At 57.3% G+C, this 23,258-nt stretch carries 18 protein-coding genes and 1 tRNA gene; 4 read left to right on the top strand and 15 right to left on the bottom strand.

Features of this window, described 5'->3' with window-relative positions:
- Window positions 1-31: 31 nt before the first annotated feature.
- The 6 genes from fzlA to AC2FFB_RS16200 form a co-directional block, all read right to left on the bottom strand.
- Window positions 32-697, bottom strand: a complete 666-nt coding sequence (fzlA, locus tag AC2FFB_RS16225) for an FtsZ-binding protein FzlA (RefSeq protein ID WP_142640277.1) — start codon at window positions 695-697, stop codon at window positions 32-34.
- A gap of 58 nt (window positions 698-755) precedes the next feature.
- On the bottom strand, window positions 756-1,490 hold the full coding sequence (gene mtgA, locus AC2FFB_RS16220; RefSeq protein WP_142640279.1) for a monofunctional biosynthetic peptidoglycan transglycosylase: 735 nt from the start codon (window positions 1,488-1,490) through the stop codon (window positions 756-758).
- Window positions 1,491-1,529: 39 nt separating this feature from the next.
- The gene (locus tag AC2FFB_RS16215) at window positions 1,530-2,444 is read right to left on the bottom strand and encodes a Hint domain-containing protein (RefSeq protein WP_142640281.1); all 915 of its coding nucleotides are present in this window, start codon (window positions 2,442-2,444) and stop codon (window positions 1,530-1,532) included.
- Window positions 2,445-2,628: 184 nt separating this feature from the next.
- On the bottom strand, window positions 2,629-7,161 hold the full coding sequence (gltB, locus tag AC2FFB_RS16210) for a glutamate synthase large subunit (protein WP_496875189.1): 4,533 nt from the start codon (window positions 7,159-7,161) through the stop codon (window positions 2,629-2,631).
- Window positions 7,158-7,592: a GFA family protein gene (locus tag AC2FFB_RS16205; protein WP_281995942.1), complete on the bottom strand. Its 435-nt coding sequence runs from the start codon at window positions 7,590-7,592 to the stop codon at window positions 7,158-7,160. Before AC2FFB_RS16205 ends, gltB begins: the two co-directional genes overlap by 4 nt.
- A 23-nt stretch (window positions 7,593-7,615) precedes the next feature.
- Window positions 7,616-9,049 carry an NAD(P)-dependent oxidoreductase gene (locus AC2FFB_RS16200; protein WP_271951679.1) on the bottom strand — a complete coding sequence of 478 codons (1,434 nt, stop codon included), beginning with the start codon at window positions 9,047-9,049 and terminating at the stop codon, window positions 7,616-7,618.
- Window positions 9,050-9,279: 230 nt separating this feature from the next.
- Between AC2FFB_RS16200 and AC2FFB_RS16195 the strand changes: the two genes are divergently transcribed.
- Window positions 9,280-10,083, top strand: coding sequence for an undecaprenyl-diphosphate phosphatase (locus tag AC2FFB_RS16195; protein ID WP_142640289.1), 804 nt, complete (start codon window positions 9,280-9,282; stop codon window positions 10,081-10,083).
- On the opposite strand, the gene AC2FFB_RS16190 is transcribed toward AC2FFB_RS16195, so the two are convergent.
- Window positions 10,084-11,067, bottom strand: coding sequence for a complex I NDUFA9 subunit family protein (locus AC2FFB_RS16190; protein WP_496694629.1), 984 nt, complete (start codon window positions 11,065-11,067; stop codon window positions 10,084-10,086).
- A 198-nt stretch (window positions 11,068-11,265) separates the two neighbouring features.
- On the opposite strand from AC2FFB_RS16190, the gene AC2FFB_RS16185 reads away from it, so the two are divergent.
- Window positions 11,266-11,352 (top strand) — tRNA-Leu (locus tag AC2FFB_RS16185).
- A gap of 240 nt (window positions 11,353-11,592) precedes the next feature.
- Here AC2FFB_RS16185 and AC2FFB_RS16180 read toward each other — a convergent pair.
- The 7 genes from AC2FFB_RS16180 to AC2FFB_RS16150 are packed head-to-tail and all read right to left on the bottom strand — an operon-like array spanning window position 11,593 to window position 19,931.
- On the bottom strand, window positions 11,593-12,978 hold the full coding sequence (locus AC2FFB_RS16180; RefSeq protein WP_496714188.1) for a M20 family metallopeptidase: 1,386 nt from the start codon (window positions 12,976-12,978) through the stop codon (window positions 11,593-11,595).
- A 12-nt stretch (window positions 12,979-12,990) separates the two neighbouring features.
- A complete protein-coding gene (locus AC2FFB_RS16175) occupies window positions 12,991-14,397 on the bottom strand; it encodes an amidohydrolase (RefSeq protein WP_496875188.1) in 1,407 nt (468 codons plus the stop codon).
- A gap of 20 nt (window positions 14,398-14,417) precedes the next feature.
- Window positions 14,418-15,422, bottom strand: coding sequence for an ABC transporter ATP-binding protein (locus AC2FFB_RS16170; RefSeq protein ID WP_142640317.1), 1,005 nt, complete (start codon window positions 15,420-15,422; stop codon window positions 14,418-14,420).
- A complete protein-coding gene (locus tag AC2FFB_RS16165; protein WP_142640318.1) occupies window positions 15,419-16,396 on the bottom strand; it encodes an ABC transporter ATP-binding protein in 978 nt (325 codons plus the stop codon). Before AC2FFB_RS16165 ends, AC2FFB_RS16170 begins: the two co-directional genes overlap by 4 nt.
- Window positions 16,393-17,316, bottom strand: a complete 924-nt coding sequence (locus tag AC2FFB_RS16160; protein WP_142640319.1) for an ABC transporter permease — start codon at window positions 17,314-17,316, stop codon at window positions 16,393-16,395. Before AC2FFB_RS16160 ends, AC2FFB_RS16165 begins: the two co-directional genes overlap by 4 nt.
- A complete protein-coding gene (locus tag AC2FFB_RS16155) occupies window positions 17,313-18,290 on the bottom strand; it encodes an ABC transporter permease (RefSeq protein ID WP_142640320.1) in 978 nt (325 codons plus the stop codon). The genes AC2FFB_RS16160 and AC2FFB_RS16155 overlap by 4 nt, the downstream gene beginning before the upstream one ends.
- A gap of 60 nt (window positions 18,291-18,350) precedes the next feature.
- Window positions 18,351-19,931 (bottom strand): ABC transporter substrate-binding protein, encoded by a 1,581-nt coding sequence (locus AC2FFB_RS16150; protein WP_496875187.1) that lies wholly within the window; start codon window positions 19,929-19,931, stop codon window positions 18,351-18,353.
- 112 nt (window positions 19,932-20,043) lie between these two features.
- Here AC2FFB_RS16150 and AC2FFB_RS16145 point away from each other — a divergent pair, with 112 nt between their 5' ends.
- Window positions 20,044-21,024, top strand: coding sequence for a LysR family transcriptional regulator (locus AC2FFB_RS16145; RefSeq protein WP_334223322.1), 981 nt, complete (start codon window positions 20,044-20,046; stop codon window positions 21,022-21,024).
- On the opposite strand, the gene AC2FFB_RS16140 is transcribed toward AC2FFB_RS16145, so the two are convergent.
- Window positions 21,021-22,562: a M81 family metallopeptidase gene (locus tag AC2FFB_RS16140; RefSeq protein ID WP_496875186.1), complete on the bottom strand. Its 1,542-nt coding sequence runs from the start codon at window positions 22,560-22,562 to the stop codon at window positions 21,021-21,023. The two genes, AC2FFB_RS16145 and AC2FFB_RS16140, sit on opposite strands and share 4 nt — an antisense overlap.
- A 151-nt stretch (window positions 22,563-22,713) precedes the next feature.
- Here AC2FFB_RS16140 and AC2FFB_RS16135 point away from each other — a divergent pair, with 151 nt between their 5' ends.
- A complete protein-coding gene (locus AC2FFB_RS16135; protein ID WP_185956750.1) occupies window positions 22,714-23,214 on the top strand; it encodes an RES family NAD+ phosphorylase in 501 nt (166 codons plus the stop codon).
- Window positions 23,215-23,258: the final 44 nt, after the last annotated feature.

Here is a 23,258-nt window from a genome sequence, read left to right as displayed (position 1 = left end):
GGGGGCAGACAGCCCCCCTTGTGCGACCCTATCAGAAATCCAGATCTGCGTAATGGGTGGGCGGCCTGAACCCAGGAACCTGATCCGCCAGGATCGACCGGAAAGCAGGTCGGGATTTGATCTTGGCGTACCAGTCTTTAACCGCCTGAGACCGATTCCAATCCACGTCTGAGATATAATCCAGCGTCGATAGATGCGCCGCAGCCGCAAAATCGGCCAATGTCATCTGATCCCCGGCCAGCCAACGGCGGTGATCCAGCAACCAGGCCATGTAATCCAGATGATACTTGATGGCCTTGGCACCTTGCTTGACATTTTTGCTGTCGGGATAGCCCTGACCGGTAACTTTCTTGTTCACGCGCTCATAAACCAGTTTGGATGTCACCTCGTGATGGAACTTGTCATCAAACCAGGCCACCAGCCGACGCACTTCGTATCGAGCCTCCGGCGTTTGGGGCATCAGCGCAGGATCGGGCCGGGTTTCTTCGATATATTCGCAAATCGCGTTGCTTTCGGACATGATCTTTCCGTCCAGACGAAGAACCGGGACTTTTCCGGCCGGGTTGCGCCGCAGGAAATCCGGGTCTTTCTCCCAGTATTTCTCCTCGACCAGCTCAACCTCAATCTTCTTTTCCGCCAGTGACAGGCGCACCTTGCGGCAGAAGGGGGACAAGGGAACATGAAACAAACGCGCCATGGGCTTCCAATCGAACCAGTGAATACACTCAAGCTTTAGCCTTGCAGGGCCTTGGGTTTCAATCCTCGAAACAATCCGCGCGACCATCTGCGCGAATGGTGGCCGCCCCATCGAGGATCGAGGCAGCCCGTCTGCGTGTGCGGACCGACGGATCCCGAACGGACCTGTTTTTGGGAGAAGGCAGGATTGCGGCAATACGTGCGGCCTGGACTGGCGACAGCTGGGCCGCGGTCACATTGAAGTTGCGCTGGGCTGCGGCCTCAACGCCAAACACACCTTCGCCAGTCTCGGCCACGTTCAAATAGACCTCGAGAATGCGCTGCTTGCTCCAGAAAATCTCGACCACGGGGGTGAGAGATGTCTCAAGCGCCTTACGCACCCAACTGCGTCCCTGCCACAGGAACACATTCTTCACCACTTGCTGCGTGATGGTTGAGGCGCCACGTGTACCGCCTTCCTCCAAAGCATCGCGAATGGCATCGACATCAAACCCCCAGTGCAGGCAGAAATTGGCATCCTCTGCCGCCACCACGGATCGCGCCATGACGGGCGAGATCTGTTCAATCGGCACCCAATCGCGCTGAACTTTGCCCAGCCGCCGCCATTCAGACCAGATCGTATGGGTTACCGGGGGATTCACCACAGAAAAAAGCACCACAAGCGCCACAACAAACGCAACCAGACCCAATACTGCGCGGGTCACCCAGCGGCGAATCCGCGATTGTGTCTGGTTCTTTGCCTTCGACGCCTTGCTTTTCTTACTGCTCGATTTGCGCGCTGCTTTCTTTGCCATATTGTTGCTATACGACGCGGCGACGATGTTTGGAACGGATTAAATCGCCAAAGCGCGCGCCTCGCGCGGGCGTATCACGGGGCGGGCGGTTTCTGGCAGGACCGCGTCGCGGGTCTGCAATTCGGGAAACAGGGCCAGAACTTCAGCCTTTGTCTCGGCGTCAGACTGAGAGAGCGCGTGCCCCGGGTAATAACTTTCGCTTTTGGCCCCATTTGCAATGACGATCTCATGGCGCGAAAAGAGAAGATGAATATAGTCGATCTGACCACCCTCAACACGCGTAACAGAATCCCCGTTGACCAGGCAATGCGCTGCGATCAGCACTTCGGAATGGCCGAACAAATACGGCGCCCGCCAGTCCGAGACCAGCATCCGGTGCTGTGGCGACACGATCAAAGGCTGTTCCAGCCCTAGCACGCCAGCCTCAAACCGAATGGGCGCCAGCTTGCCTTCGGCCTCAACCGTGGTCCGCCCCACCCAAAGCAGCGGCTGCGCACCGTTGTCCGATGTGATGACCATATCGCCGGGCTTCAGATCTTCGACTGAGCAAGCGCCGTCAGGCGTTTCGATCAGCGTTCCGGGGGTGAAACAGGGCGGGCCAAGATTGCCAACATCTAGCGGCCCCTGCGTGTTGACAAATGTTGATGAGACAAACGTGCCCGGTTGCAGAACCTGCCCGTCTGTTGGTGTAAAGACACGGGTTCCGTCAGCAAGATAGAAGGTCGTGCCGGTATAGGTGACATTGCCAACGCCTGTCACGTTAATCGTAACAACATCACCCGGCCACGACGAAGTTACATCCTGGCCGTTTACCGTATCCCCGCTGGGCGCGTCGATCTCGCCATCGTCATCCACATCGGTGAGGTTGAATTTATCAACAACTACCGATGTACCGCCCGGTGGCGGATTCGCGGGGTCAAACGAATAAAACTGATCAAGATAGGTGGTTGGCATCTAACAGACTCCTACGCATTCGCACGACTGCACAGCAGCCTAACCGCAACTTCCGAACAAAAAGTGACGAAATCTAGGCTTATTGGGCCCGTTTCGACAAGCAAACGACCACCTAGGACCAATAAAAGAAAACCCCACGTGGTTTAAAAGACACGCGGGGTTGCCATTTTCATTGGCCCTCAGATTACTCTGCAGGAACAGCTGTTGCCTCGACCGCCAACGGATGGCTGAGCTTGTTCAGCATCTCTTTCGGGCAGACCTGGATAAAGTTCGCCTTCTCGACCTCCCAGTGCTGCAGGATATCCGCAGCCTTGCGGCTAATGGTTTCGGCCTGATGGGTTTCGATCAGCGATTTCAGCTGATCTTCCCAATGGCCAATGGTCACGGGGCATGTCACCAGCGTTTCCATATTCATCAGCGCCTGCGCCTTGCCGTCGGGGTCGTACAGGTAAGCCATGCCGCCTGTCATGCCCGCTCCGAAATTGGCGCCGATACTGCCCAGGATCACGGCGACCCCGCCGGTCATGTATTCGCACCCGTTCGAGCCGCAGCCTTCGATCACCACCTTGGCGCCTGAATTGCGCACAGCGAACCGTTCCCCGGCGCGGCCTGCTGCAAACAGATACCCGTCCGTGGCCCCATACAGAACCGTGTTGCCAATGATGGTGTTGTCATCCGCCTTCAGCGGGCTGACCTGCGGTGGACGCACAACAATCATACCACCAGACAAGCCCTTTCCGACATAGTCATTGGCATCACCCGAAACTTCAAGCTTGAGTCCCGGCGCTGCAAACGCTCCCAGCGACTGACCGGCAGAGCCCTGCAGCTTCACGTGCAGGTGATCCGACTGGAACGTGTTCCGCATCCCGAAATTTAGCACGATATGGCTGGAAACCCGCGTCCCAACGGTTCGGTGCGTGTTTTGCACTGCGTAAGACAGCTGCATTTTCTCGCCGTCTTTCAGGAACCGGGCGGCATCGCGCACGATTTCCGCATCCAGCGTATCGGGCACCGCGTTCCGGTCTCTGTCGCGATTATAGACGATGTTATGGGCACCATCGACGGTGATCAGCAGCGGGTTGAGGTCCAGATCATCCAGATGCGCCGACCCTCGGCTGACCTGCGCTAGCAGATCTGCCCGACCGATGATCTCGTCAATCGAGCGCGCACCCAGGCTGGCCAGCAGCTCGCGCACTTCTTGCGCGTAGAAGGTGATCAGGTTGACGACCTTATCGGCATTACCGGTGAATTTGGCGCGCAGGCTTTCGTCCTGAGTACACACGCCAACTGGGCAAGTGTTGGACTGGCACTGACGCACCATGATACAGCCCATCGCGATAAGGGCGGCAGTGCCTATACCGTATTCCTCGGCCCCCATCATCGCGGCCATGACGATGTCACGACCGGTACGCAAGCCGCCATCGGTTCGCAGGGTCACGCGATCCCGCAGGTTGTTCATCGCCAGAACCTGATGCGCCTCGGTCAGGCCCATCTCCCACGGCAGACCAGCATATTTGATGGATGTCGCAGGCGACGCGCCGGTGCCGCCATTGTGACCCGAAATAAGGATAATGTCCGCTTTTGCCTTGGCTACACCTGCAGCAATCGTGCCAACACCCGAGGACGCCACCAGCTTGACCGTCACCTTACAGCGCGGGTTGATCTGTTTCAGATCATAGATCAACTGCGCCAGATCCTCGATCGAATAGATATCGTGGTGCGGCGGCGGTGAGATCAGTGTTACACCCTTGGTCGAATGGCGCAGGCGCGCAATCAGGTCGGTGACCTTCATGCCAGGCAACTGCCCGCCCTCACCGGGTTTGGCACCCTGGGCAACCTTGATTTCCAGCTCTTCGCACTGGTTCAGGTATTCGGCGGTTACACCGAACCGGCCCGAAGCCACCTGTTTGATCTTGGCCGAGGGGTTGTCACCATTGGGTTCCGGCACGAAATGCGCCGGATCTTCGCCGCCCTCGCCGCTGTCGGATTTCGCCCCGATCCGGTTCATCGCAACGTTCAGCGTCTTGTGCGCCTCGGGCGACAGCGCCCCCAGCGACATGCCCGGCGTCACGAACCGTTTGCGGATCGAGGTGATAGATTCCACCTCTTCAATCGGGATCGGCTTGCTCAGCGGTTTGAAATCCATCAGGTCGCGCAGATGGATCGGCGGGTTCGATTGCATCTTGGCCGAATACTGCTTCCACAGCTCGTAAGACGCCTTGTTGCAGGCCATCTGCAGCATATGCATCGAGGTCGCTTCCCACGCATGGGTCTCGCCTGATTTACGGGCCTTATAGAAACCACCGATCGGCAGAACATCCAGACCGCTTTCCCAGCCCTTGGCATGGATCTCTTCGGCCTTGGATTGAATGCCGGTAACACCGATGCCGGAAATCCGGCTGGTCATACCGGGAAAAAACTCGGCGACCATGGCACGGCTGAGGCCCACAGCCTCAAAGTTCAATCCGCCACGATAGGATGAGATCACCGAAATCCCCATCTTGGCCATGATTTTCAGCAAGCCCTGGTCAATCGCCTCGCGGTACCGCGCGACATTTTCGGTCAGGCTGCCATCCAGCAACCCGCGATCAATACGATCGGCCAGAGAATCTTCGGCCAGATAGGCGTTGACCACAGTGGCCCCGCACCCGATCAGAACGGCGAAGTAATGCGGATCAACGCATTCCGCCGACCGCACGTTCAGCGAGCAGAATGTGCGCAGACCCTTGCGGGTCAGATGCGAATGCACCGCGCTTGTTGCCAGGATCATCGGCATCGCTACGCGACCCTGACCTGAATTCATGTCGGACAACACCAAATGCCCCGCGCCCGAGCGCACGGCCTCTTCGGCTTCGGCTCTAATACGGGCCAAAGCTGCGCCCAGCGCCCCTTGTCCGGCTTCAAAGCTACAGTCGATTTCTGCCAATGGAGCATTGAAGTTTTCAGCCAGTGCTTCCCATTGGGCATTGCCCACAAACGGGCTTTCCAGCACAATAATTTCGGTTTGGCTGCTGTCTTCATCCAGCACGTTTTTCAGGTTTCCAAACCGGGTTTTCAGCGACATCACACGATATTCGCGCAACGAGTCGATGGGAGGGTTGGTCACCTGGCTGAAGTTCTGGCGGAAGAAATGGCTGAGCGGACGGTACTGTTTCGACAGAACAGCGGATGGCGTGTCATCCCCCATCGAAGCCAGTGCCTCTTTGCCATCTTCGGCCATTGGCGCCAGAATCTGCTCCAGTTCCTCGATCGAATATCCGGCGGCGATCTGACGCTTGCGCAGCTCCTCGCCCGAATAGATCGGCGCTTCGGTGATTCCAGCCAGAGACTCGTCCAAATCGTTGATCTTGCCGACCCAATCGCCGAATGGCAGTGCGCGGGCCAGCTTGTTCTTGATCTGCGTATCGCGATACAGCTTGCCCTTTTTCAAATCCACGGCCAGCATTTGGCCCGGGCCCAACGCGCCTTTTTCGGTCACACTGGCCTCATCAATCGGGACCATCCCGGCCTCGGAGCCTGCAATTACAAGACCATCTCCAGTGACCACATAACGCATCGGACGCAATCCATTCCGGTCAAGACCGGCACAGACCCAGCGGCCATCGGTCATGGCCAACGCGGCAGGGCCATCCCAGGGTTCCATCACCGAGTTGCAGTAAGAATACATGTCGCGCCAGGCCTGCGGCAGTTCCACCGCTTGCTTGGACCAGCTTTCGGGCACCAGCATGGTTTTCGCCATCGGGGCCGAGCGGCCTGCGCGCACCAAAACTTCGAATACAGAGTCTAATGCGGCAGAATCCGACGATCCACCAGCGATGATCGGTTTGATATCCTCGGCGTAATCGCCAAAGGTGCCGCTGGCCATGCGGATTTCATGGCTTTTCATCCAGTTGACGTTGCCCCTGAGGGTGTTGATCTCACCGTTATGGGCCAGCATGCGGAAGGGCTGGGCGAGCCACCATTGCGGGAAAGTGTTGGTCGAATAGCGCTGGTGATAGATGGCAAAGGCGGATTCGAACCGTTCATCCATCAGATCGGGGTAGAAAACCGCAACCTGCTCGGCCAGCATCATGCCCTTGTAGATGATTGACCGGCAGGACAGTGACGCCAGATACAGCCCGGAAATCCCGGCCGCTGCGGCAGCCTTTTCAATGCGACGACGGATGACATAAAGCTCACGCTCGAATGTCTCTTCGTCCACGCCTTTGGAATTCGAGATCAGGATCTGCTCAATCTCGGGCCGGGTCGCGTTGGCCTTTTCGCCGAGGCAGGTGACATCAACCGGAACGTGGCGCCAGCCATAGATATAATAACCCATGCGCAGCACTTCGGATTCCACGATGGTCCGGCACTGTTCCTGCGCGCCGAAATCGGTGCGGGGCAGAAAGACCTGACCAACCGCGATCAGCTGATCCAATTTGGGCTCGTGCCCAGTGCGACGGATCTGGTCATAGAAGAAAGGAACCGGGATTTGCACATGGATACCCGCGCCGTCGCCGGTCTTGCCATCCGCATCTACCGCGCCGCGGTGCCAGATCGCCTTGAGCGCGGCGATGCCAGCATCCACAACCTTGCGTGACGGCTTGCCATCGACTGAGACCACAAGACCCACACCGCAGGACGAATGCTCTTCTTCCTCGGAATAGAGACCGTTTTCGGCCATGAACTGACGTTTGGCTTCTTCGGCCCGCACCCAATCGGCATCATATTTGGTCATTGGCTGTCTCCTTCTTCCGGCAGGCCGTACATGGCTTCGACCTCAGCTTTGGTCATCTGCCGACGCTCGCCTGCGAACGCGTACCCGTCAGGCTTTTTGTCGATATAAAGTTCCAGTTGCAGCGGATTGTCCGTGTCGTCGAACAGGCCTGCTGCCATTTGGGTATGCCCGTGCATTTCACCCGGCAGCGTGATCCGGTACCAAAGGGCCGATCCGCAATCGGCGCAAAATGCACGTTCCGCCCAATCCGAGGACGTAAAGGTCTTAACCGGCCCAAGGGCCGCATACCCCTCTTGCGCGGGAAACGTTATCAGCATCGAGCTGGTCCAGCGGCGACACTGGTCGCAATGGCACGCGCCCAACGAATCTTTCGCCGGGGTGGCAGTCACTGTGACCGCGCCGCACATACATTGGCCTTGCAATTCGGGCATCTCTGTCCCTCCTGTCGCGGGGCTTATTCGGCTGCAACCGCAGCCGTGTTGTTGAAACGGTCAAGGATCGCGTCGGCGCAGTCGCGCCCATCGCGGATCGCCCAGACCACCAGCGAGGCACCGCGCACGATGTCACCGATGGCATAAACCCCGTCCATCTCGGTCTCGCCGGTCTCGAACGCTGCTTTTACAGTGCCCCAGCGAGTCACGGGCAGGTCAGGCTGGCCAAACAGGGTGGGCAGGTCTTCGGGCTCGAACCCCAGCGCCTTGATCACCAGATCAGCGTCTTCGACATAGTCCGCGCCTTCGATCAACTCGGGGGCCTGACGGCCGGTGGCATCGGGCTGACCCAGACGCATCTTCTGGACCATAACGCCGGAAACCTGATCATCGCCGGTAAAGCCCTTTGGTGCGCTTAGCCATTCGAATACGACGCCTTCTTCCTCGGCATTCTGCGTTTCGCGCTGCGATCCGGGCATGTTCGCGCGGTCGCGTCGATACAGGCATTTGACCGAGGTCGCACCCTGACGGATCGAAGTCCGCACGCAATCCATCGCGGTATCACCGCCACCGATCACGACAACTTTTTTGCCTTCGGCATTCAAACGGCCATTGTCGAAATCTTCGACCTCATCGCCAAAGCTTTTGCGGTTCGAGGCTGTCAGGAAGTCGATGGCCTTTTCAATACCCGTCAAACCGCTGCCAGGCATGGACAGGTCGCGCGACTTGTAAACGCCGGTTGCGATGATAATCGCATCATGTTTGGAACGGATTTCCGCGAATTTGGCGGCGTCCACGTCGCAATTCAGAACGAACTCAACCCCGCCATCAGCCAACAGGTCATTGCGGCGCTGAACAACGTCTTTTTCCAGCTTAAAGCCCGGAATTCCATACATCAGCAGTCCGCCTGCCCGGTCATGGCGATCATACACGGAGACCTGAATACCCGCACGGCGCAGCATGTCCGCCGCTGCCAGCCCACCAGGGCCGCCGCCGATGATGCCGACGCTTTCGCGGCGCTCAGCACCCGGCACGACCGGCTTGACCCACCCCTTTTCCCAGGCTGTGTCGGTGATATATTTCTCGATCGAGCCAATGGTAACAGTGCCGTGCCCAGATTGTTCGATCACGCAATTCCCTTCGCACAGGCGGTCCTGTGGGCAGATGCGCCCACAAATCTCGGGGAAGGTGTTGGTGGCCTGACTGGTGTGATAGGCCTCTTCCAGACGGCCCGTTGCGGTCAAGTTCAGCCAGTCGGGGATGTTGTTGTGCAGCGGGCAATGCGACTGACAATAAGGCACACCGCATTGGCTGCAGCGGCTGGCCTGTTCTTCAGCTTTGGCAGCAGCGAATTCGGCATAGATTTCGTCAAAGTCTTCCGTACGGGCATCTGCGGCCCGTTTTTCCGGCATTACTCGGTCGATCTGCACAAATTTCAGCATCGGTTGCTTGGCCACGGGTCAGACTCCATGAATTGGCTTGGTCGCGCCTCTTTAAAAGATGCGTAGGGGGATTAAAAGTCAAGTGTGCTGACCTTTTTTCAAAAACTTTGCTGGATTCCACCGATGACCAGTGAGAAATACAGGATATTAGTTCCGATTCGGACCTATTTGCATCCTTTTCTTTTCCTTACCGCGCTTATACGCAGGGATCACAAAGAACACGTGGCGGCAGCACGGGCAGGTAAATGAGTCTTTTTCAGTTGATTCTTGCAGCAGTCATTCAGGGAATTACCGAATTTCTGCCGATCTCATCTTCGGGTCATCTGATACTTTTACCCAGCCTGACCGGTATGGACGATCAGGGGTTGGCCATCGATGTCGCTGTGCATGTGGGCACTCTGGGCGCCGTAATTCTGTATTTCTGGTCTGATGTGAAAATGGCGATTTCCGGACTGCCGCAGGCTCTTTTGGGGCGCACCGATACACCACAAGCCCGATTGGCCCTGGGGCTGATTCTGGCCACGATCCCAACCGTCATTGTCGGAGCGATCCTGTTCAAAACCGGGCTCAGCCAGTCTCTGCGCTCAATGACGGTCATCGGCTGGACGATGCTGGGGTTCGGCATATTGCTCTACTGGATGGACCAGAAAGGGCCGCAAAGCAAAGAAACCTCTGACTGGGGCCTGCGCGATGCGATGATCATGGGCCTGTGGCAAGTTCTGGCGCTGATCCCCGGAACATCCCGGTCCGGGATCACGATCACCGGGGCGCGCCAGCTTGGATACAGCCGCGAAGACGGTGCACGCATCGCGATGTTGATGTCCATACCCACGATTCTGGCATCCGGAGCGCTGCTGTCCACAGAGGTCATCCGCCAGGCAAATGCCCAACTGGCGTTCGACAGTGCTGTTGCTGCGTTCTTTGCGTTTCTGTCTGCGCTGCTTGCCTTGTCGCTAATGATGCGCCTGTTGCGCAGCGTCAGCTTTACGCCATACGTGATCTACCGCGTAGTAGTGGGCGCAATCCTTCTGGTCATCGCCTACAGCTGATCAGGTCCGCATATTGCTGGCCGAGTTCTGTATGTCATCATACTGACCCGAGGGGCGGAACTTCCACAGATAATCCGGCAGGACCGAATCCAGCGTCGCCGGCTCGATCCCCAGATCGGCAAAGCCAAGCGCGCTATCTGAGACAACATTGTCGTGACGCAGATTCTTGAGCTGATCACGCGTCAGGATATTGTTCGGAAACAACTGAAAGCTCGCAAATTTCATTATGTCCAGCATTCCCGCCATGATCCGGGCCACCCAAAAGGGAATCCCAAGGACAATCCGATGGCGGTTGATCACATCCAGCATCTGCAGCATCAACGCACGGAAGGTTTTCACTTCGGGTCCGCCCAATTCGTAGACACCCCCGCTGGCCTGCCCCAGCACGCCCTGCACCGCAGCCTTGGCGACATCATCCACATAGACCGGCTGAAATTGCGTCTGGGCCCCGACCAGCGGCAGAAATGGCCCCATTCGGGTCATCGCAGCGAAACGGTTGAAGAACTGATCCTCGGTTCCGAAAATCACCGAAGGGCGCAGGATCATTGCACCCGGCATATGCGCCAGAACACCGGCCTCTCCCCGCGCTTTGGTACGAGAATATTCGCTCCCCGCCTCGGCATTAGCACCAATGGCCGAGATATGGACCATACGGTTTACACCTTCAGCGGCTGCTAGACGCGCAACGCGTTCAGCCCCTTCGGTTTGAACGGTATCGAATTCATTCCGGCCAATCTCGTTCAACACACCAACACAGTTCACCACCGCATCAGCCCCCCGCATCGCCAAAGCAACCGAAGCGTCATCGCGGATGTTACACAGGACAGGTTCGACTTGCCCCACCGCACCGTAGGGTCTAACAAACATCGCTTCGTTCGGACGGCGCACCGCAACCCGAACGCGCCAGCCTTCATTCGCCAGACGTCGCGCAATATACCGGCCGACAAATCCGGATCCGCCATAAATCGTGACCAGTTTGGACATTTGAGGGCTCCTGCTATTGGGTCCTGATCCGATCTACCGCCCAATGCCCTTTCAAACAAGGCGCAATAACGCCGCGCAGCCACGAAAAAGCAACGCGGCACAGACGGTTGAAAGCAGTGGTTAAAAAACTTTCAAAAAACTTTCCGAATCCGGTTGACGCCTTCCGCCAGTAGGCTTAAACGCCCCTCCACGACACCTGCCCAGGTGGCGGAATTGGTAGACGCGCTAGCTTCAGGTGCTAGTGTCCGTATGGACGTGGAGGTTCGAGTCCTCTCCTGGGCACCAAATTTCCATAATATTATTATATTTTTCAATCACTTAAGGCGGGTATCTGTATTTCTATCCACCTTATAGCCCACCTTTGAGCGTATGGTGTTATTCCAGCTTTCCGACTTGAAGGGCGGGAAGAAGACGTTCGCTCCATATGCGATAACAACTCCCGCAATCCGTGAAAGCGGTCATTTACAGTCGGGAGTGCGATACCCGCCCGATCCAGGTATGGATGAAATCCTTTGTGGCGCGCGGTCAGAGTGGCCTGGCAAGGTCACCAATATCCCAGAAAAGCCCGGCCATTGCCCGCAATGCATCACGCGACACCGACTTCAACACGTGTTCGTTGGGCGCGTGCTGCGAACAGCCACGATAGGAATGAGGCACCCAAACCGTTGGGAGGCCGAGCACATCGGAAAAGACCTCATTGGGTAGGGAACCGGCGAGATTTGGCAGAATATGTGGCTGCTTTCCGGAGGTATCTTCCAGCGAACGCGCGACAAACGACACCCAAGGATGATCCGGCGATGTCCGCGTCGCATCAAAGAATCCACGGTCATGAGGTTTGATATTAACGATCTCAAATCCTCTTGCATCAAGGTGGCGACGAAGGGCCGGCAGGATACCGGATTGATCGGTGCCAACAACGAAGCGGAGCTGGCAGGCGGCCTTGGCATATCCCGAGATCGCGTTAACCGGCGCTTCGGGGACACCGCTTTTCATCGCGAGGATCGCAAAACTGTTCCAGCCGAAGACCCGTTCGGCCGGTGTCAGACTTTCCTCGCCCCAGTCTTCGTCAATCTTCGGACCGCCATCTTCGCCTACCGGCAAGTTGCGCAGGGCATGCCGGATCTCTTCGGTTAGGCTGGTCGGTCGCCACTCTGGTATTTGGATTTGGCCCCTCACATCGGTGATCGTCGAGAGGGCTTGTGCAAGGATCATCGCGGGGTCGGCAAGTAAACCGCCCCAGTTGCCGGAATGATGCGCACCGTCTCGAAGGTCAACAATGAGGTCGAACGAATAGCCGCCCCGTGAACCCATGAACATCGTCGGAGTGTCTGACTGAAGGCGTGGTCCGTCCGATGCGATCAGGACATCCGCGGCAAGGTTTTCTTTGTGCGTGGCGCAAAAATTCGACAGCCCCGGCGACCCCATCTCCTCACCCATTTCAACAAGGATCCGAATGTTGAAGCCGAGTGATCCACGAGCGTCGATGACGGAGCTCAACGCAGCTAAGTTGATGAGGTGCTGTCCCTTGTTGTCAGCGGTACCGCGTCCGAAGAGGCGATTACCATCATCGACGAGACGAAACGGGTGAAGCCCGTTTCGCCACTGATCAGTTTGCGCGCGGGTCACGTCGCCATGCCCATAGGACAGGATCGTTGGGCTCGAGTCGTCCTCGATGCGTTCAGCGACAAGGATCGGACCTGCATCCGGCACAGGGTTCGGGTGGATTGCACAGGAGAACCCAAGACCGCGCAGGCGCGGAACGAGGGCTTCTTCAAGAAAGAGCGGAAGTTCCGCGGCTTTCTCTGGTGTCTGGCTCTCTGTCTCATGGGCAACCAGTTCGCTAAGATCGGTTGCAAATCGACCGCTATCAAAATACTCGGCGGCGTTGTCTATGGCAGCAGCGCGGGTCATGATCACCTTCCCTCAGACAGGTGGGCGTACGTCGTCAGGAATCGGACATGTATACGGCGTTTCTCCCAGATGGTCCTGATGCGTCGCGCGCGCAGCGTCAATGCGTGACGGGTCCTCAACCAATCGACAGGCCGTCGCGGCCATTGCCTTTGCGGCATAGATCATGCCTTTGTGCGCTGCGGGCGCCTTGCCTTGTGCAACTGTTTGCCAGGTATGAAATGGCGTTCCAATGGCGCAGGTCGCGACCCGCGCCTGAACTGTCGGAACAGCCCAACTCACATCCCCGACATCTGTTGAGCCTTCGCCGCCATCGCTGTGGCGATCAAGAGGAGCTATGAAGTCGCAGAGTGCGAGATCCTTTTTCGGCTTGGCTCCGATCCGCTTGAAGGTCGTGTTGATGTCAGCCGTGGTCAATGTAGTCTGAATCTCGCGGGCAAAGCTGAGGTCTGACTCGTCAAAGGCGACGGGTCCGAGTTTCTTTAGCTCATGCTGCATGGTTTCTTCCAAAGGACGGTTTCCAAGCAGGTTTGAAACGCCGGAAAAGACCTGACTTGTGACCTGCGTTCCGGTCATCAACGCCGCACCGTCTGCAATCTTTCTGACACGCGTAACCAGATCGGCGAGGTCGGGTAGCGAACTGGCGCGGACGAGCTGGCGCACCGTGGCCTTGGCTTGCACCACGTTCGGCGCAACGCCACCTGCATCGAGATAGGCGTAGTGCACCCGGGCGCTGTCGGGCATGTGCTCGCGCAGATAATTCACACCGATGTTCATCAGTTCAACCGCATCAAGCGCGGACCGGCCCAATTCAGGCGCGCCAGCAGCATGGGCGGCTTTTCCATGAAAAGTGAAGTCGATCCGGGTGTTCGCGAGCGATTTGGCCTCATTCACGCCTGTGAAGGTTGCTGGATGCCAGGAGATGGCCGCGTCGACATCATCGAACAGTCCTTCGCGCACCATGTACGTCTTGGCCGCGCCCCCTTCTTCGGCGGGGCAGCCATAGTACCGCACACGGCCCTTGATGCCGTTTTCGGCCAACCAGTCTTTCACCGCCGTGGCAGCCAAGAGTGCGGCGGCGCCGAGCAGATTGTGACCACACCCATGCCCGTTGCCGCCCTCTTCAATCGGCTGATGTTCAGCCACACCTGGCGCTTGGCTCAGATATGGCAGCGCATCGAACTCGCCGAGGATGGCGATCACCGGACCCTCGTCTCCTGCCTCGCCAATCACGGCCGTAGGAATGCCAGCTGCATTCTCTGTTATCTTGAAACCTTGAGCGCGTAACATCTGCACATGTTCAGCGACGGACTTGTACTCGGCGTAAAGCGTCTCGGGCGTGTCAAAGACGCGGTCAGACAATGCGATAAAATCATCACGATGGCGGTCAACGTGGTCCCAGATCGGATCGGCGTTTTTCAAGGGGCTCTCCAGCTTCTCGTTCAAACGGTTTCGGCGTGTTCCAGCAGGCAGGCTGTTTCGCGCCCGCCGCGCCCGGCTTTCAGTTCAGGAACGGTGGTGCGGCACTCAGCGGTCGCCACCGGGCAACGCGGGTGAAAGGTACATCCAGATGGTGGATCGAGCGGCGACGGAATTTCCCCGTCAATCGGGGCAAACTCACGCCGGCGCTGATCAAGGCGCGGAGCCTCTGCAAGCAGAGCTTTCGTGTAGGGATGGCGTGGGTCAGAGAAGATTTCCTCTGTCGATGCGCTCTCGACAATGCGGCCCAGATACATGATCGCCACGCGGTCGGCGATGTGTTCGACGACGCTCAGGTCATGGCTGATAAACAAATACGTCAGGCCCAGCTCCTCGCGCAGGTCCATGAACAGGTTGATAACCTGCGCTTGGATCGATACGTCCAGCGCAGCGATGGCCTCGTCGCAAACAAGGAACTTCGGCTTCACGGCGAGCGCACGCGCGATCACGATCCGCTGCCTTTGCCCACCGGAAAACTGATGTGCGTAGCGCCGCTTGAGCGACGGGTCGAGGCCGACCTTACGCATAACGTCGTCCACGTAATCCGCACTCTCTGCCTTGCTGACGCTCCCATGCATACGCGGTGCTTCACCGATGATATCTTCGACGCGCATACGCGGGTTGAGGCTGGCAAAAGGGTCCTGAAAGATCATCTGAATAGCGAGGGTTGCCGCGCGTTTATCGGAGCCGCTCAACGTCGCGACATCTTTGCCTTCATAGAACATCTGCCCATCACTAGCGGCGTGAATGCCGGCCACAACACGTCCCAGCGTGGACTTGCCGCAGCCAGACTCGCCGACCAATCCCAGAACTTCGCCCTTTTGGATCGACAGGTTTACATTATCGACTGCATGGACAGTTTCTTCACGGATGTTTGCGCCAAGTCGCTGCGCGATTTTCCCCGCTACGTCCAAACGCTTGGTGAAGCGCTTCGAAACGCCTCGGATTTCAACGAGCGGCTCTGTCATAGCGTAGTCTCCTCCGTACGCTGCGGGTTGAAACAGCGAAGGCGGCGGCCATCCACGTCCTTAATCTGGGGTTGTTCGGAACAAGCTGCCGTCCGAGCCTGACAGCGAGGACCAAAGGCGCACCCTTCAGGAAGGGCGAACATATTCGGCGTCATCCCTTCGATCTGGAACAAGCGCTGCCCACGCCGGTTAGCGGTCGGAACAGATCCAAGAAGCCCAACCGTATAGGGATGCAGCGGACGGTCTATCACATCGTCGATGCCGCCCTGCTCAACGATCCGTCCGGCATACATAACTGATATCCGATCCGCGAGCCCCGCCACAACGGCCAGGTCATGCGTGATCCAGATCATCGCGGTTCCCGTGCGTTTCGTCAGCTTCTGGGCCTCGTGGATGATCTGCGCCTGAATTGTCACGTCGAGCGCGGTCGTCGGCTCGTCGGCAATGATCAGGTCCGGCTGGTTCAGGAAGGCTGTCGCAATCGCCACGCGCTGCCGCATCCCACCGGAAAGCTGATGCGGATAGGCCTGCAATCGCTCTTCCGGCGATGGGATGCCGACCAATCCAAGCGCATCGCGGCTTCTTTCCCAGGCGGTTTGGCGGTTGACGTTTTCATGGGCGAGAATGGCCTCGATCATCTGCGTATCGACGCGCAAGACCGGGTTGAGCGTCATCATCGGATCCTGAAAGATCATCGAGATTCGGTTGCCACGCAAGGATTTGAGTCGCTCTTCCGGTGCGTTCGCGATCTCGTCACCATTAAAACGGATTGACCCATCGACGATGCGCCCGGGAGGATCGATCAGCCCTAGGATGGAGAACCCGGTGATCGACTTGCCCGACCCGGACTCACCTACTAGCCCCATGACCTCGCCCTTGGAGACGGTGAAATCCACACCATTAACGGCCTTGACCACACCCGCATGCGTGAAGAAGTGGGTCTTCAGCCCGCTGACTTCGAGTACTGCCGTCATCTCTTCAACCTCGGATTCAGAACATCGCGCAAATGGTCGCCAACAAGGTTGATGGACACGACCGTCATTAACAGCGCGACGCCGGGAAAAACGGAAATCCAGTAGCGTCCTGAAAGCATGTATTCGAATCCATTTGCGATCAGCACCCCAATCGACGGCTCAGTCTGTGGAAGGCCTACGCCAAGGAACGAAAGCGTCGCTTCCAAAGAGATCGCACTGGCGGTTTGTACCGTGCCAACGACGATCAGAGGCGCCATGCAATTCGGGAGAAGATGCCGAAAGACGATCCGCGAACGCGAAATGCCGAGGCATTGTGCGGCTTCAACATATTCCTTGCCACGCTCGACAAGCGCGGTCGCGCGGACCGTGCGGGCGTAGTATGCCCATTGCGCAATTACGAGGGCAAGGATGATCTTGTCGACACCCTTACCAAGTGCCGCAACCATCATCAGTGCTACCAGCGATGCCGGGAACGACAGTTGAAGGTCCACGATGCGCATGATGAACGCTTCGGTCCGGCCACCGGCGTAGGCCGCGACCAGACCAATCACCATACCGATCAGAAGGGCAATCACTCCAGATGCAAGCCCAACGGTCAGAGAAATACGCAAGCCATAGAGAATTGCCGAGTAGAGATCGCGTCCAGACCCGTCCGAGCCGAGCCACATCGTGTATCCGTCGAATGCTTCGGAACCTGGAGGCAAGCGCCCATCCATGACGCTGACCTGACCAAGATCGTAGGGGTTCTGCGGCGTGATCCAGGGCGCCAGGATGGCCAGCAGAACGATGACCAGGAATATGCCGAGCGCCGCTGTCGCGATCCTGCTTTCGAAGAACTCGGCTCGAAAACGCTGGAACGGCGTCTCGACTTTCGGGGATTTGGTGGGGGTCAGTGAATGATCTGTGACGGTGTCGGTCATGCGCCCTGATCCTGCAAACGAACCCTCGGATCGAGGATCGAGTAGAGTATGTCGACGATCAGATTGATCAGCACGAAAAACAGTACGATGATCATCAGATAGGCGACGACGACGGGCCGATCCAATTGCAGTATTGCGTCGATCAGCAGTTTGCCCATTCCGGGCCATGCAAAGATCGATTCAGTCACCACCGAGAACCCGATCAAACTGCCGAATTCGAGGCCCATGACGGTCACAACCGGGATCATGATGTTCTTCATCACATGCACCAGAATGATGCGTCGGGTCGAAAGACCCTTGGCCCGGGCGTATTTCACATAATCCTGCCCCATCGCTTCACGGACACCCGCTCGGGTAAGGCGGATTGCCAGTGAAATCTTAAGAAGTGCCAGGTTGAGAGCAGGCAGGAAGATGTGGCTCAACCCATCGAGCGTAAAAAGGCTGCTGTGAATTCCAAGAAACGAGCCGATATCGCCACGCCCTGTCGCCGGGACCCATCTAAGTTCGACTGCAAACAGCATGATGAGCATTAGTCCGACCCAGAAGGTCGGCAGCGAGAAACCGAGAATCGAGCCAGCCATGATTCCCTTGGAAAGCGGGCTATCGGGATAGAGCCCGGCATAAAGACCCAATGGAATACCGATCACGATAGCAAGAAAGAGTGCACTGAAGGCCAGTTCCATCGTGGCAGGCATATGGTGCAGGATCAGTTTGAGCGCGGGCTCACCGAAGACGAAGCTATCGCCGAGGTCACCTTGTGCTGCACCTTTGAGGAACAACCAGTACTGTTCCCAAATAGGCCGATCCAATCCAAGCCGTCGAATGGCAGCTTCGATGTCAGCCTGATCCGCGTCGGGGCTTACCAGCATGTAGACCGGGTCACCAACGATGTTGACGCCAAAAAAGACAATCACCGACATCAGAAAGACAACAAGCATTGCTTGCAGCAATCGGCGAATGACAAAAACGGTCATGAGGACATTCCCTGGGCAAAGGCTTCGGGCCGCTGCGAAGGCGGCCCGGATGCATTGCGGTTACTCTTTCACGACGCCTGTCGCGAGAGTGTATTCGTCGGTCCGAGGGATGTAGCTCAGACCTTTTTTGGCCGCCCAGGTGTTGACCTGGAAGTGAGTCGGAATGATTGCCACATTCTCGATCGCGCGCTCTGTCGCCGCGGCGAGCAGTTCCTGTCGCTTGGCGTCATCGACTGTTCGCAAGGCTTCTTCGATCAGCGCGTCGGTTTCAGCATCCGAGTGTCGGCCACGGTTTGATGATCCAAAGCCCGCATCCTTGTCATGGGTATGGATCAGCGATTTGAGAGGCGAGGACGCTTCGCCGGACCCCGCGCCCCATCCGACGAGGATAAAGCTGAATTCCGGCAGACCCTCAGGGCTGCCTTTGGAAGCGCGTCCAAAGTATACCGAACGCGGCATGGTTTCGACGGCTGTCTTGACGCCAGCACGGGTCAACATTTGCGCAATTGCCTCGGCGATTTTGGCGTCGTTGATGTAGCGGTCATTCGGCCCATGGATTGTCATTTCAAATCCATCGGGATAACCGGCTTCAGCCAGAAGCGCTTTAGCACCGTCCGGGTCATACGCCACGACGTCCAAATTGTCGGACACGCCAAAGAACCCCTCGGGAAGAAGCTGGCCGGCGGGTAACGCAACCCCCTCCATGACACGCTCAACGATTGCATCGCGGTTGATCGCCATGCTGATCGCCTTCCGGACGCGGACGTCCATGAGCGGGTTCTTGATATCGCCGCCACCATTGGCCTTCACAAAGGGTGAATCCTCGCGGAATTGGTCCATGTGAAGATAGATCACTCGGTTGGACACGCCCTGGCTCAACTGGATATCATCGTTGCCCTGAAGTGTAGTGATATCGGTCGTCGGGACGCCCGATATCATGTCGACGTCACCGGCAAGAAGCGATGCAACACGGCTCGGACCGGAGGTGATCGGGCGGAATTCCACCTCGGACCAGATCGGCGCATCACCCCAGTAGCCGTCGTTCCGTACTAGCACGATGCTTTCACCCGGCGTGTAGCTTTGGAACTTGAATGGCCCTGTGCCGATGGCGGCCGTACCCGCGTTGAAGTCTTCCGTCGTTGCCTCGCAGCCCACTTCTGAGATCACAGGGATCGTGGAAATGTCATTGCCCATCAACGGATAAGGTGCGGCCGTTTTGAATTGCACCGTGTAGTCATCGATCTTGACGACTTCCTTACCCTTGAGATAGGTGCCGTATCCCGATGGAGAGTTCGGTACGTCCGGCGCGCGCGCCATGGTGCAGACTACATCATCTGCCGTAAAGTCGCTTCCGTCGTGAAACTTTACGCCTTCACGCAGCTTGAACTCCCAAGTCAATTCATCAATCGGCTCCCATGACTCTGCAAGACCCGGTGATAGGCGCTGATTTTCATCCTGCGCGATCAGCCGGTCAAAGATGTGCACGGACATTGCGTTGTTCGGACCCAAGTTGTGAAAATGCGGATCGAGCGACGTCGGCTCCGAAGCGAGGCCGATCGTCAGTTTTTCGGCCGAAACAGCACCGACGCCGAAAGCCAAAATGCCGACAGCGACAGCTGTCGCAGATGCGAGTTTCCTCATCAAAAAGACTCCCTGTTTGTTTGGCGCTTGTGAATAGGCGAATCCTCGGCCGATCCCGCGCCCTATTAAAAAAGGCTAGCTACCGCAAAAATCATTGCCAATACTCAATGCAATGCAATTCTGCATAGATCAATCCAAGAGTTTGGATGTTCAATCGCTCATACCGTGGGAGGAATGCAGCATGACGGAACACCGACACAGACTGCGCGAGTTCGAGTCGCTAAGAGCCGTGATCACAACTGGGACGACAATCGGTGCCGCACGGCGTCTCGGGATTTCTCAGTCTGCCGTAAGCCGGTCCTTGTCGCAACTCGAGGCCCGAGTTGGACGGTCGCTGTTTCTCCGCCGGTCGGGACGCATTGACCCAACCGACGAAGCGTTGCGCCTCAACGAAAAACTGGACCCAATCTTCGAGACGCTTGCCGATATCGAGGGCGCAGAATGGGCTACTCCGGATAACGAGCCGTTGCGTCTGATCGTGCCGCCGACACTGGCGCATCACTTTGTCATCTCTAGGGTCGCCAGTTTTCTCAAGAAGAATGAAGGAAAGCAGCTTCAATTGGATATTCAGGCGACAGACGTGCTGGTCGCCGGCATTCTCGACCTCCGCTACGATCTTGGTTTGACGAGTGCGATGATCCAACGAACTGGTGTTCACCTCATGCCGTGGCGCCGCAGTCAGGTGGTCTGCGCCATGCCGAGCAACCATCCGCTGTCGGAAAAACGAGTGGTGACGCCGCAGGATCTGGAAGGTGTCGCGCTGATAGAGTTTCTGAGAAGGCTGGGGACGCGAGCGATCACCGAAAAGATCTTTGCGCGCGCCGGAATTCGTCCAAAACAAGTCGCCGAAACGGCAACGAACATGGCCGCTCTGGAGCTTGTCCGCGAGGGTTTGGGTGTGACGCTGATCAATCCCTTCCCGTTGTTGTCGTCGGGGATGGAAGGTGTCGTCGTCAGGCCATTTGACGCCGCCATTTTTTATGACACCAGCTTTGTTCTTCCATCAGGCAGGCCACCATCTCAGCTTGCCCGCCAGTTCATGCAGTTTGTCAAATTGACGACGCCGCATGACAAGTATTCAGAGCCCGTTTAGCGCAGCAACTGAGCCGACCACGAGGCGTCGATGTCCATCGGAAAGTTCGGTCGTGGCAAATTCGCAAACGGCCAGCGGTCGTAAACTGGCGACGTAAGCCCGCCCGTGTCGACCTCAAAAACCTGGTTTGGCCCAAACCAGTTGGAAAACCCGGCCCGAAAGTGGCCTCGGGATTTCACAACAACGGTCCGGGCCGACGCAATATCCAGTCCGAACATGTGAAAGAACACGGGATCGGCGGTCTGCGTGCGATCGGTTATCACTACCACGGTGATGCCACCAATACGAAGCGCAGCGGATGGCCCCAGGGCCAATCTCCGACCGGCCGTCATTCCCAGTTCACCGACCACATCTCCATTGTGAAGACCCAAGACCTCCGCATCCGCCTCGAAAGGCACATCCCACTGCGCCCAGAAAACACTGGAATCGGAAGAACGGTTGAATTGTGCCCTGAATTTACCGCCGACACCGATGCGATGGGCTTCGTTCACAAGTTCCGGATCACAAAAGGAACCGAACAGGCATTCTTCGGCTTTTGCCGCATGAAGAGCGGCTAACAGTTCTGTCGTCCTGCCACTGCCGCCGCCACCAGGATTGTCACCGGCATCGGAGAAAATCACAGGCGCGCGCGCTTGGTCGGCGGAAATCGAGATCGCTTCCGTCACGGATGTCAGTTTTCGAACGAAATCCTTCCTCAACGACCAAGCCATGTCTGCCAGTTCTTCCGCCAGTGCACTGGCCGCCTTCTGGTCCTCACGCGCAGTAACAACGATGCTCAGACCATTGTCGGGCGTGTCGGAGAAAAGGAAATTGCCGAAGATCGATACGTTTAGAATCTCACCTCGGCCTTCGGCTTGTCGTCGCTGACCGTGGTCGATCAGCGTGCCATACGGGTGCTCGGCACTTAGAAGGGTTACGGATGCCGGAACAAGAGGCAGTTTGACATGCGCGGTTTGGGGCCGGACGCCCGACGCCAAAACCCGGCGCAGCGAAAAGGCGGCTTCCTCGCCACGTTCTATCTGATCGACGTGAGGATTGGTCCGATAGCCGACGATCAGGTCACAGGCATCGACCATCTGCTGTGAGATATTTGCATGCAGATCGAGTGTCGCAACGACAGGTACGTCCGGTCCGACAACTCTCCGAATGTGTGACATCAACAAACCGTCGGGGTCGTGGTCATGCTCGGCAACCATCGCGCCGTGATTGCAGATGTAGACTGCGTCAACAGGGCCAGCTGAGCGAAGCATGTCTTCCGAAGTCACTATGATCTCTTCGATCACGGTTTTTCGTACTGGACCTGCCGGGTGGCTGGCTGCCAAGATACAGGGTACCGGCGTCCAGTCGCCCGTAGCATCCATCGCCCTGACAAAGGCTGCAAATTCTATTGCCAGCTTTGGTGTCGCGAATCTGGCCTCAGACATCAAAGCATCGCCTGATAGCCATGTCAGAGACTTAAAGTCTGACAAATCAGCCGGGGGTGCAAAACGATTTGACTCGAGAATTGCGCCAAGGAGGGCGATCTTTGGAACCTTCATGCGAGAGGCCTTTGGGAATGCAACACAGTGCGAGGAAACATGAGTAAGTGATTTCAATCAAGGTATCATGCGTCTTCTCTTTACTAGGAAAATGTCCGTCGCATTGCGTCTCACCCATTGCGCGACGCGCAAGCGATCTGTGCCACCTATTATGCTGACAGAAGTTTCCGGGGAATTCGTAAAGATTGTTTGGGCCGATGACCCAGACGTTCACCTCATGCGCGGCGCACCAGATCGCCCACCCGCTCGGTTTAATCGCCGCGGGCAAGACGCTTTGTATCTGAGCCCTGATGTTGAAAGCGCAAGGGTCGCCATCGGACAGGACGTTAGAAAGGATGATCGCCCGCGGGTTGTGCTGACTTTCGAGGTGGAACGATGTGCGTTGTTCGATCTGCGCAGCCCCGAAGCCGCAGATATCTATGCACTCGCCAGTCAACCCTGGCGCAAACTCGTAGCTGCCGGTGGGGATCCGTCCTCATGGCTCGCGGCTGATCGGATCAGAGCAGACGGGCATATTGGATTGATTGACCCCTCACGAAGGCGCCCGGGCCTTTGGCACATCACACTTTTTCGATGGAACGAGGCGAGCGCACCTAGCGTGTTTCGGTGTAGTGAAGTGAAACCGGTTATCGTCCCGCCGGACTATCGGTGACGTTTAAAGTACGACCCAACTATCATTTCGCAATTATGGCCATC

It is taken from the genome of Ruegeria sp. YTSA219, assembly GCF_059609985.1.
Note: the sequence above shows the minus strand (reverse complement) of the source record. Positions and strands in the feature narration are given on the sequence as shown.

What these genes read in the sequence shown, in the direction of transcription:
- AC2FFB_RS16135 (WP_185956750.1), top strand. Translation starts at nt 22,714, where the DNA reads ATGCTGACAGAAGTTTCCGGGGAATTCGTAAAGATTGTTTGGGCCGAT.
- AC2FFB_RS16140 (WP_496875186.1), bottom strand. Translation starts at nt 22,562, where the DNA reads ATGAAGGTTCCAAAGATCGCCCTCCTTGGCGCAATTCTCGAGTCAAAT.
- AC2FFB_RS16145 (WP_334223322.1), top strand. Translation starts at nt 20,044, where the DNA reads ATGCAATTCTGCATAGATCAATCCAAGAGTTTGGATGTTCAATCGCTC.
- AC2FFB_RS16150 (WP_496875187.1), bottom strand. Translation starts at nt 19,931, where the DNA reads ATGAGGAAACTCGCATCTGCGACAGCTGTCGCTGTCGGCATTTTGGCT.
- AC2FFB_RS16160 (WP_142640319.1), bottom strand. Translation starts at nt 17,316, where the DNA reads ATGACCGACACCGTCACAGATCATTCACTGACCCCCACCAAATCCCCG.
- AC2FFB_RS16155 (WP_142640320.1), bottom strand. Translation starts at nt 18,290, where the DNA reads ATGACCGTTTTTGTCATTCGCCGATTGCTGCAAGCAATGCTTGTTGTC.
- AC2FFB_RS16190 (WP_496694629.1), bottom strand. Translation starts at nt 11,067, where the DNA reads ATGTCCAAACTGGTCACGATTTATGGCGGATCCGGATTTGTCGGCCGG.
- AC2FFB_RS16170 (WP_142640317.1), bottom strand. Translation starts at nt 15,422, where the DNA reads ATGACAGAGCCGCTCGTTGAAATCCGAGGCGTTTCGAAGCGCTTCACC.
- AC2FFB_RS16215 (WP_142640281.1), bottom strand. Translation starts at nt 2,444, where the DNA reads ATGCCAACCACCTATCTTGATCAGTTTTATTCGTTTGACCCCGCGAAT.
- fzlA (WP_142640277.1), bottom strand. Translation starts at nt 697, where the DNA reads ATGGCGCGTTTGTTTCATGTTCCCTTGTCCCCCTTCTGCCGCAAGGTG.
- AC2FFB_RS16180 (WP_496714188.1), bottom strand. Translation starts at nt 12,978, where the DNA reads ATGACCCGCGCTGCTGCCATAGACAACGCCGCCGAGTATTTTGATAGC.
- AC2FFB_RS16165 (WP_142640318.1), bottom strand. Translation starts at nt 16,396, where the DNA reads ATGACGGCAGTACTCGAAGTCAGCGGGCTGAAGACCCACTTCTTCACG.
- gltB (WP_496875189.1), bottom strand. Translation starts at nt 7,161, where the DNA reads ATGACCAAATATGATGCCGATTGGGTGCGGGCCGAAGAAGCCAAACGT.
- AC2FFB_RS16205 (WP_281995942.1), bottom strand. Translation starts at nt 7,592, where the DNA reads ATGCCCGAATTGCAAGGCCAATGTATGTGCGGCGCGGTCACAGTGACT.
- mtgA (WP_142640279.1), bottom strand. Translation starts at nt 1,490, where the DNA reads ATGGCAAAGAAAGCAGCGCGCAAATCGAGCAGTAAGAAAAGCAAGGCG.
- AC2FFB_RS16195 (WP_142640289.1), top strand. Translation starts at nt 9,280, where the DNA reads ATGAGTCTTTTTCAGTTGATTCTTGCAGCAGTCATTCAGGGAATTACC.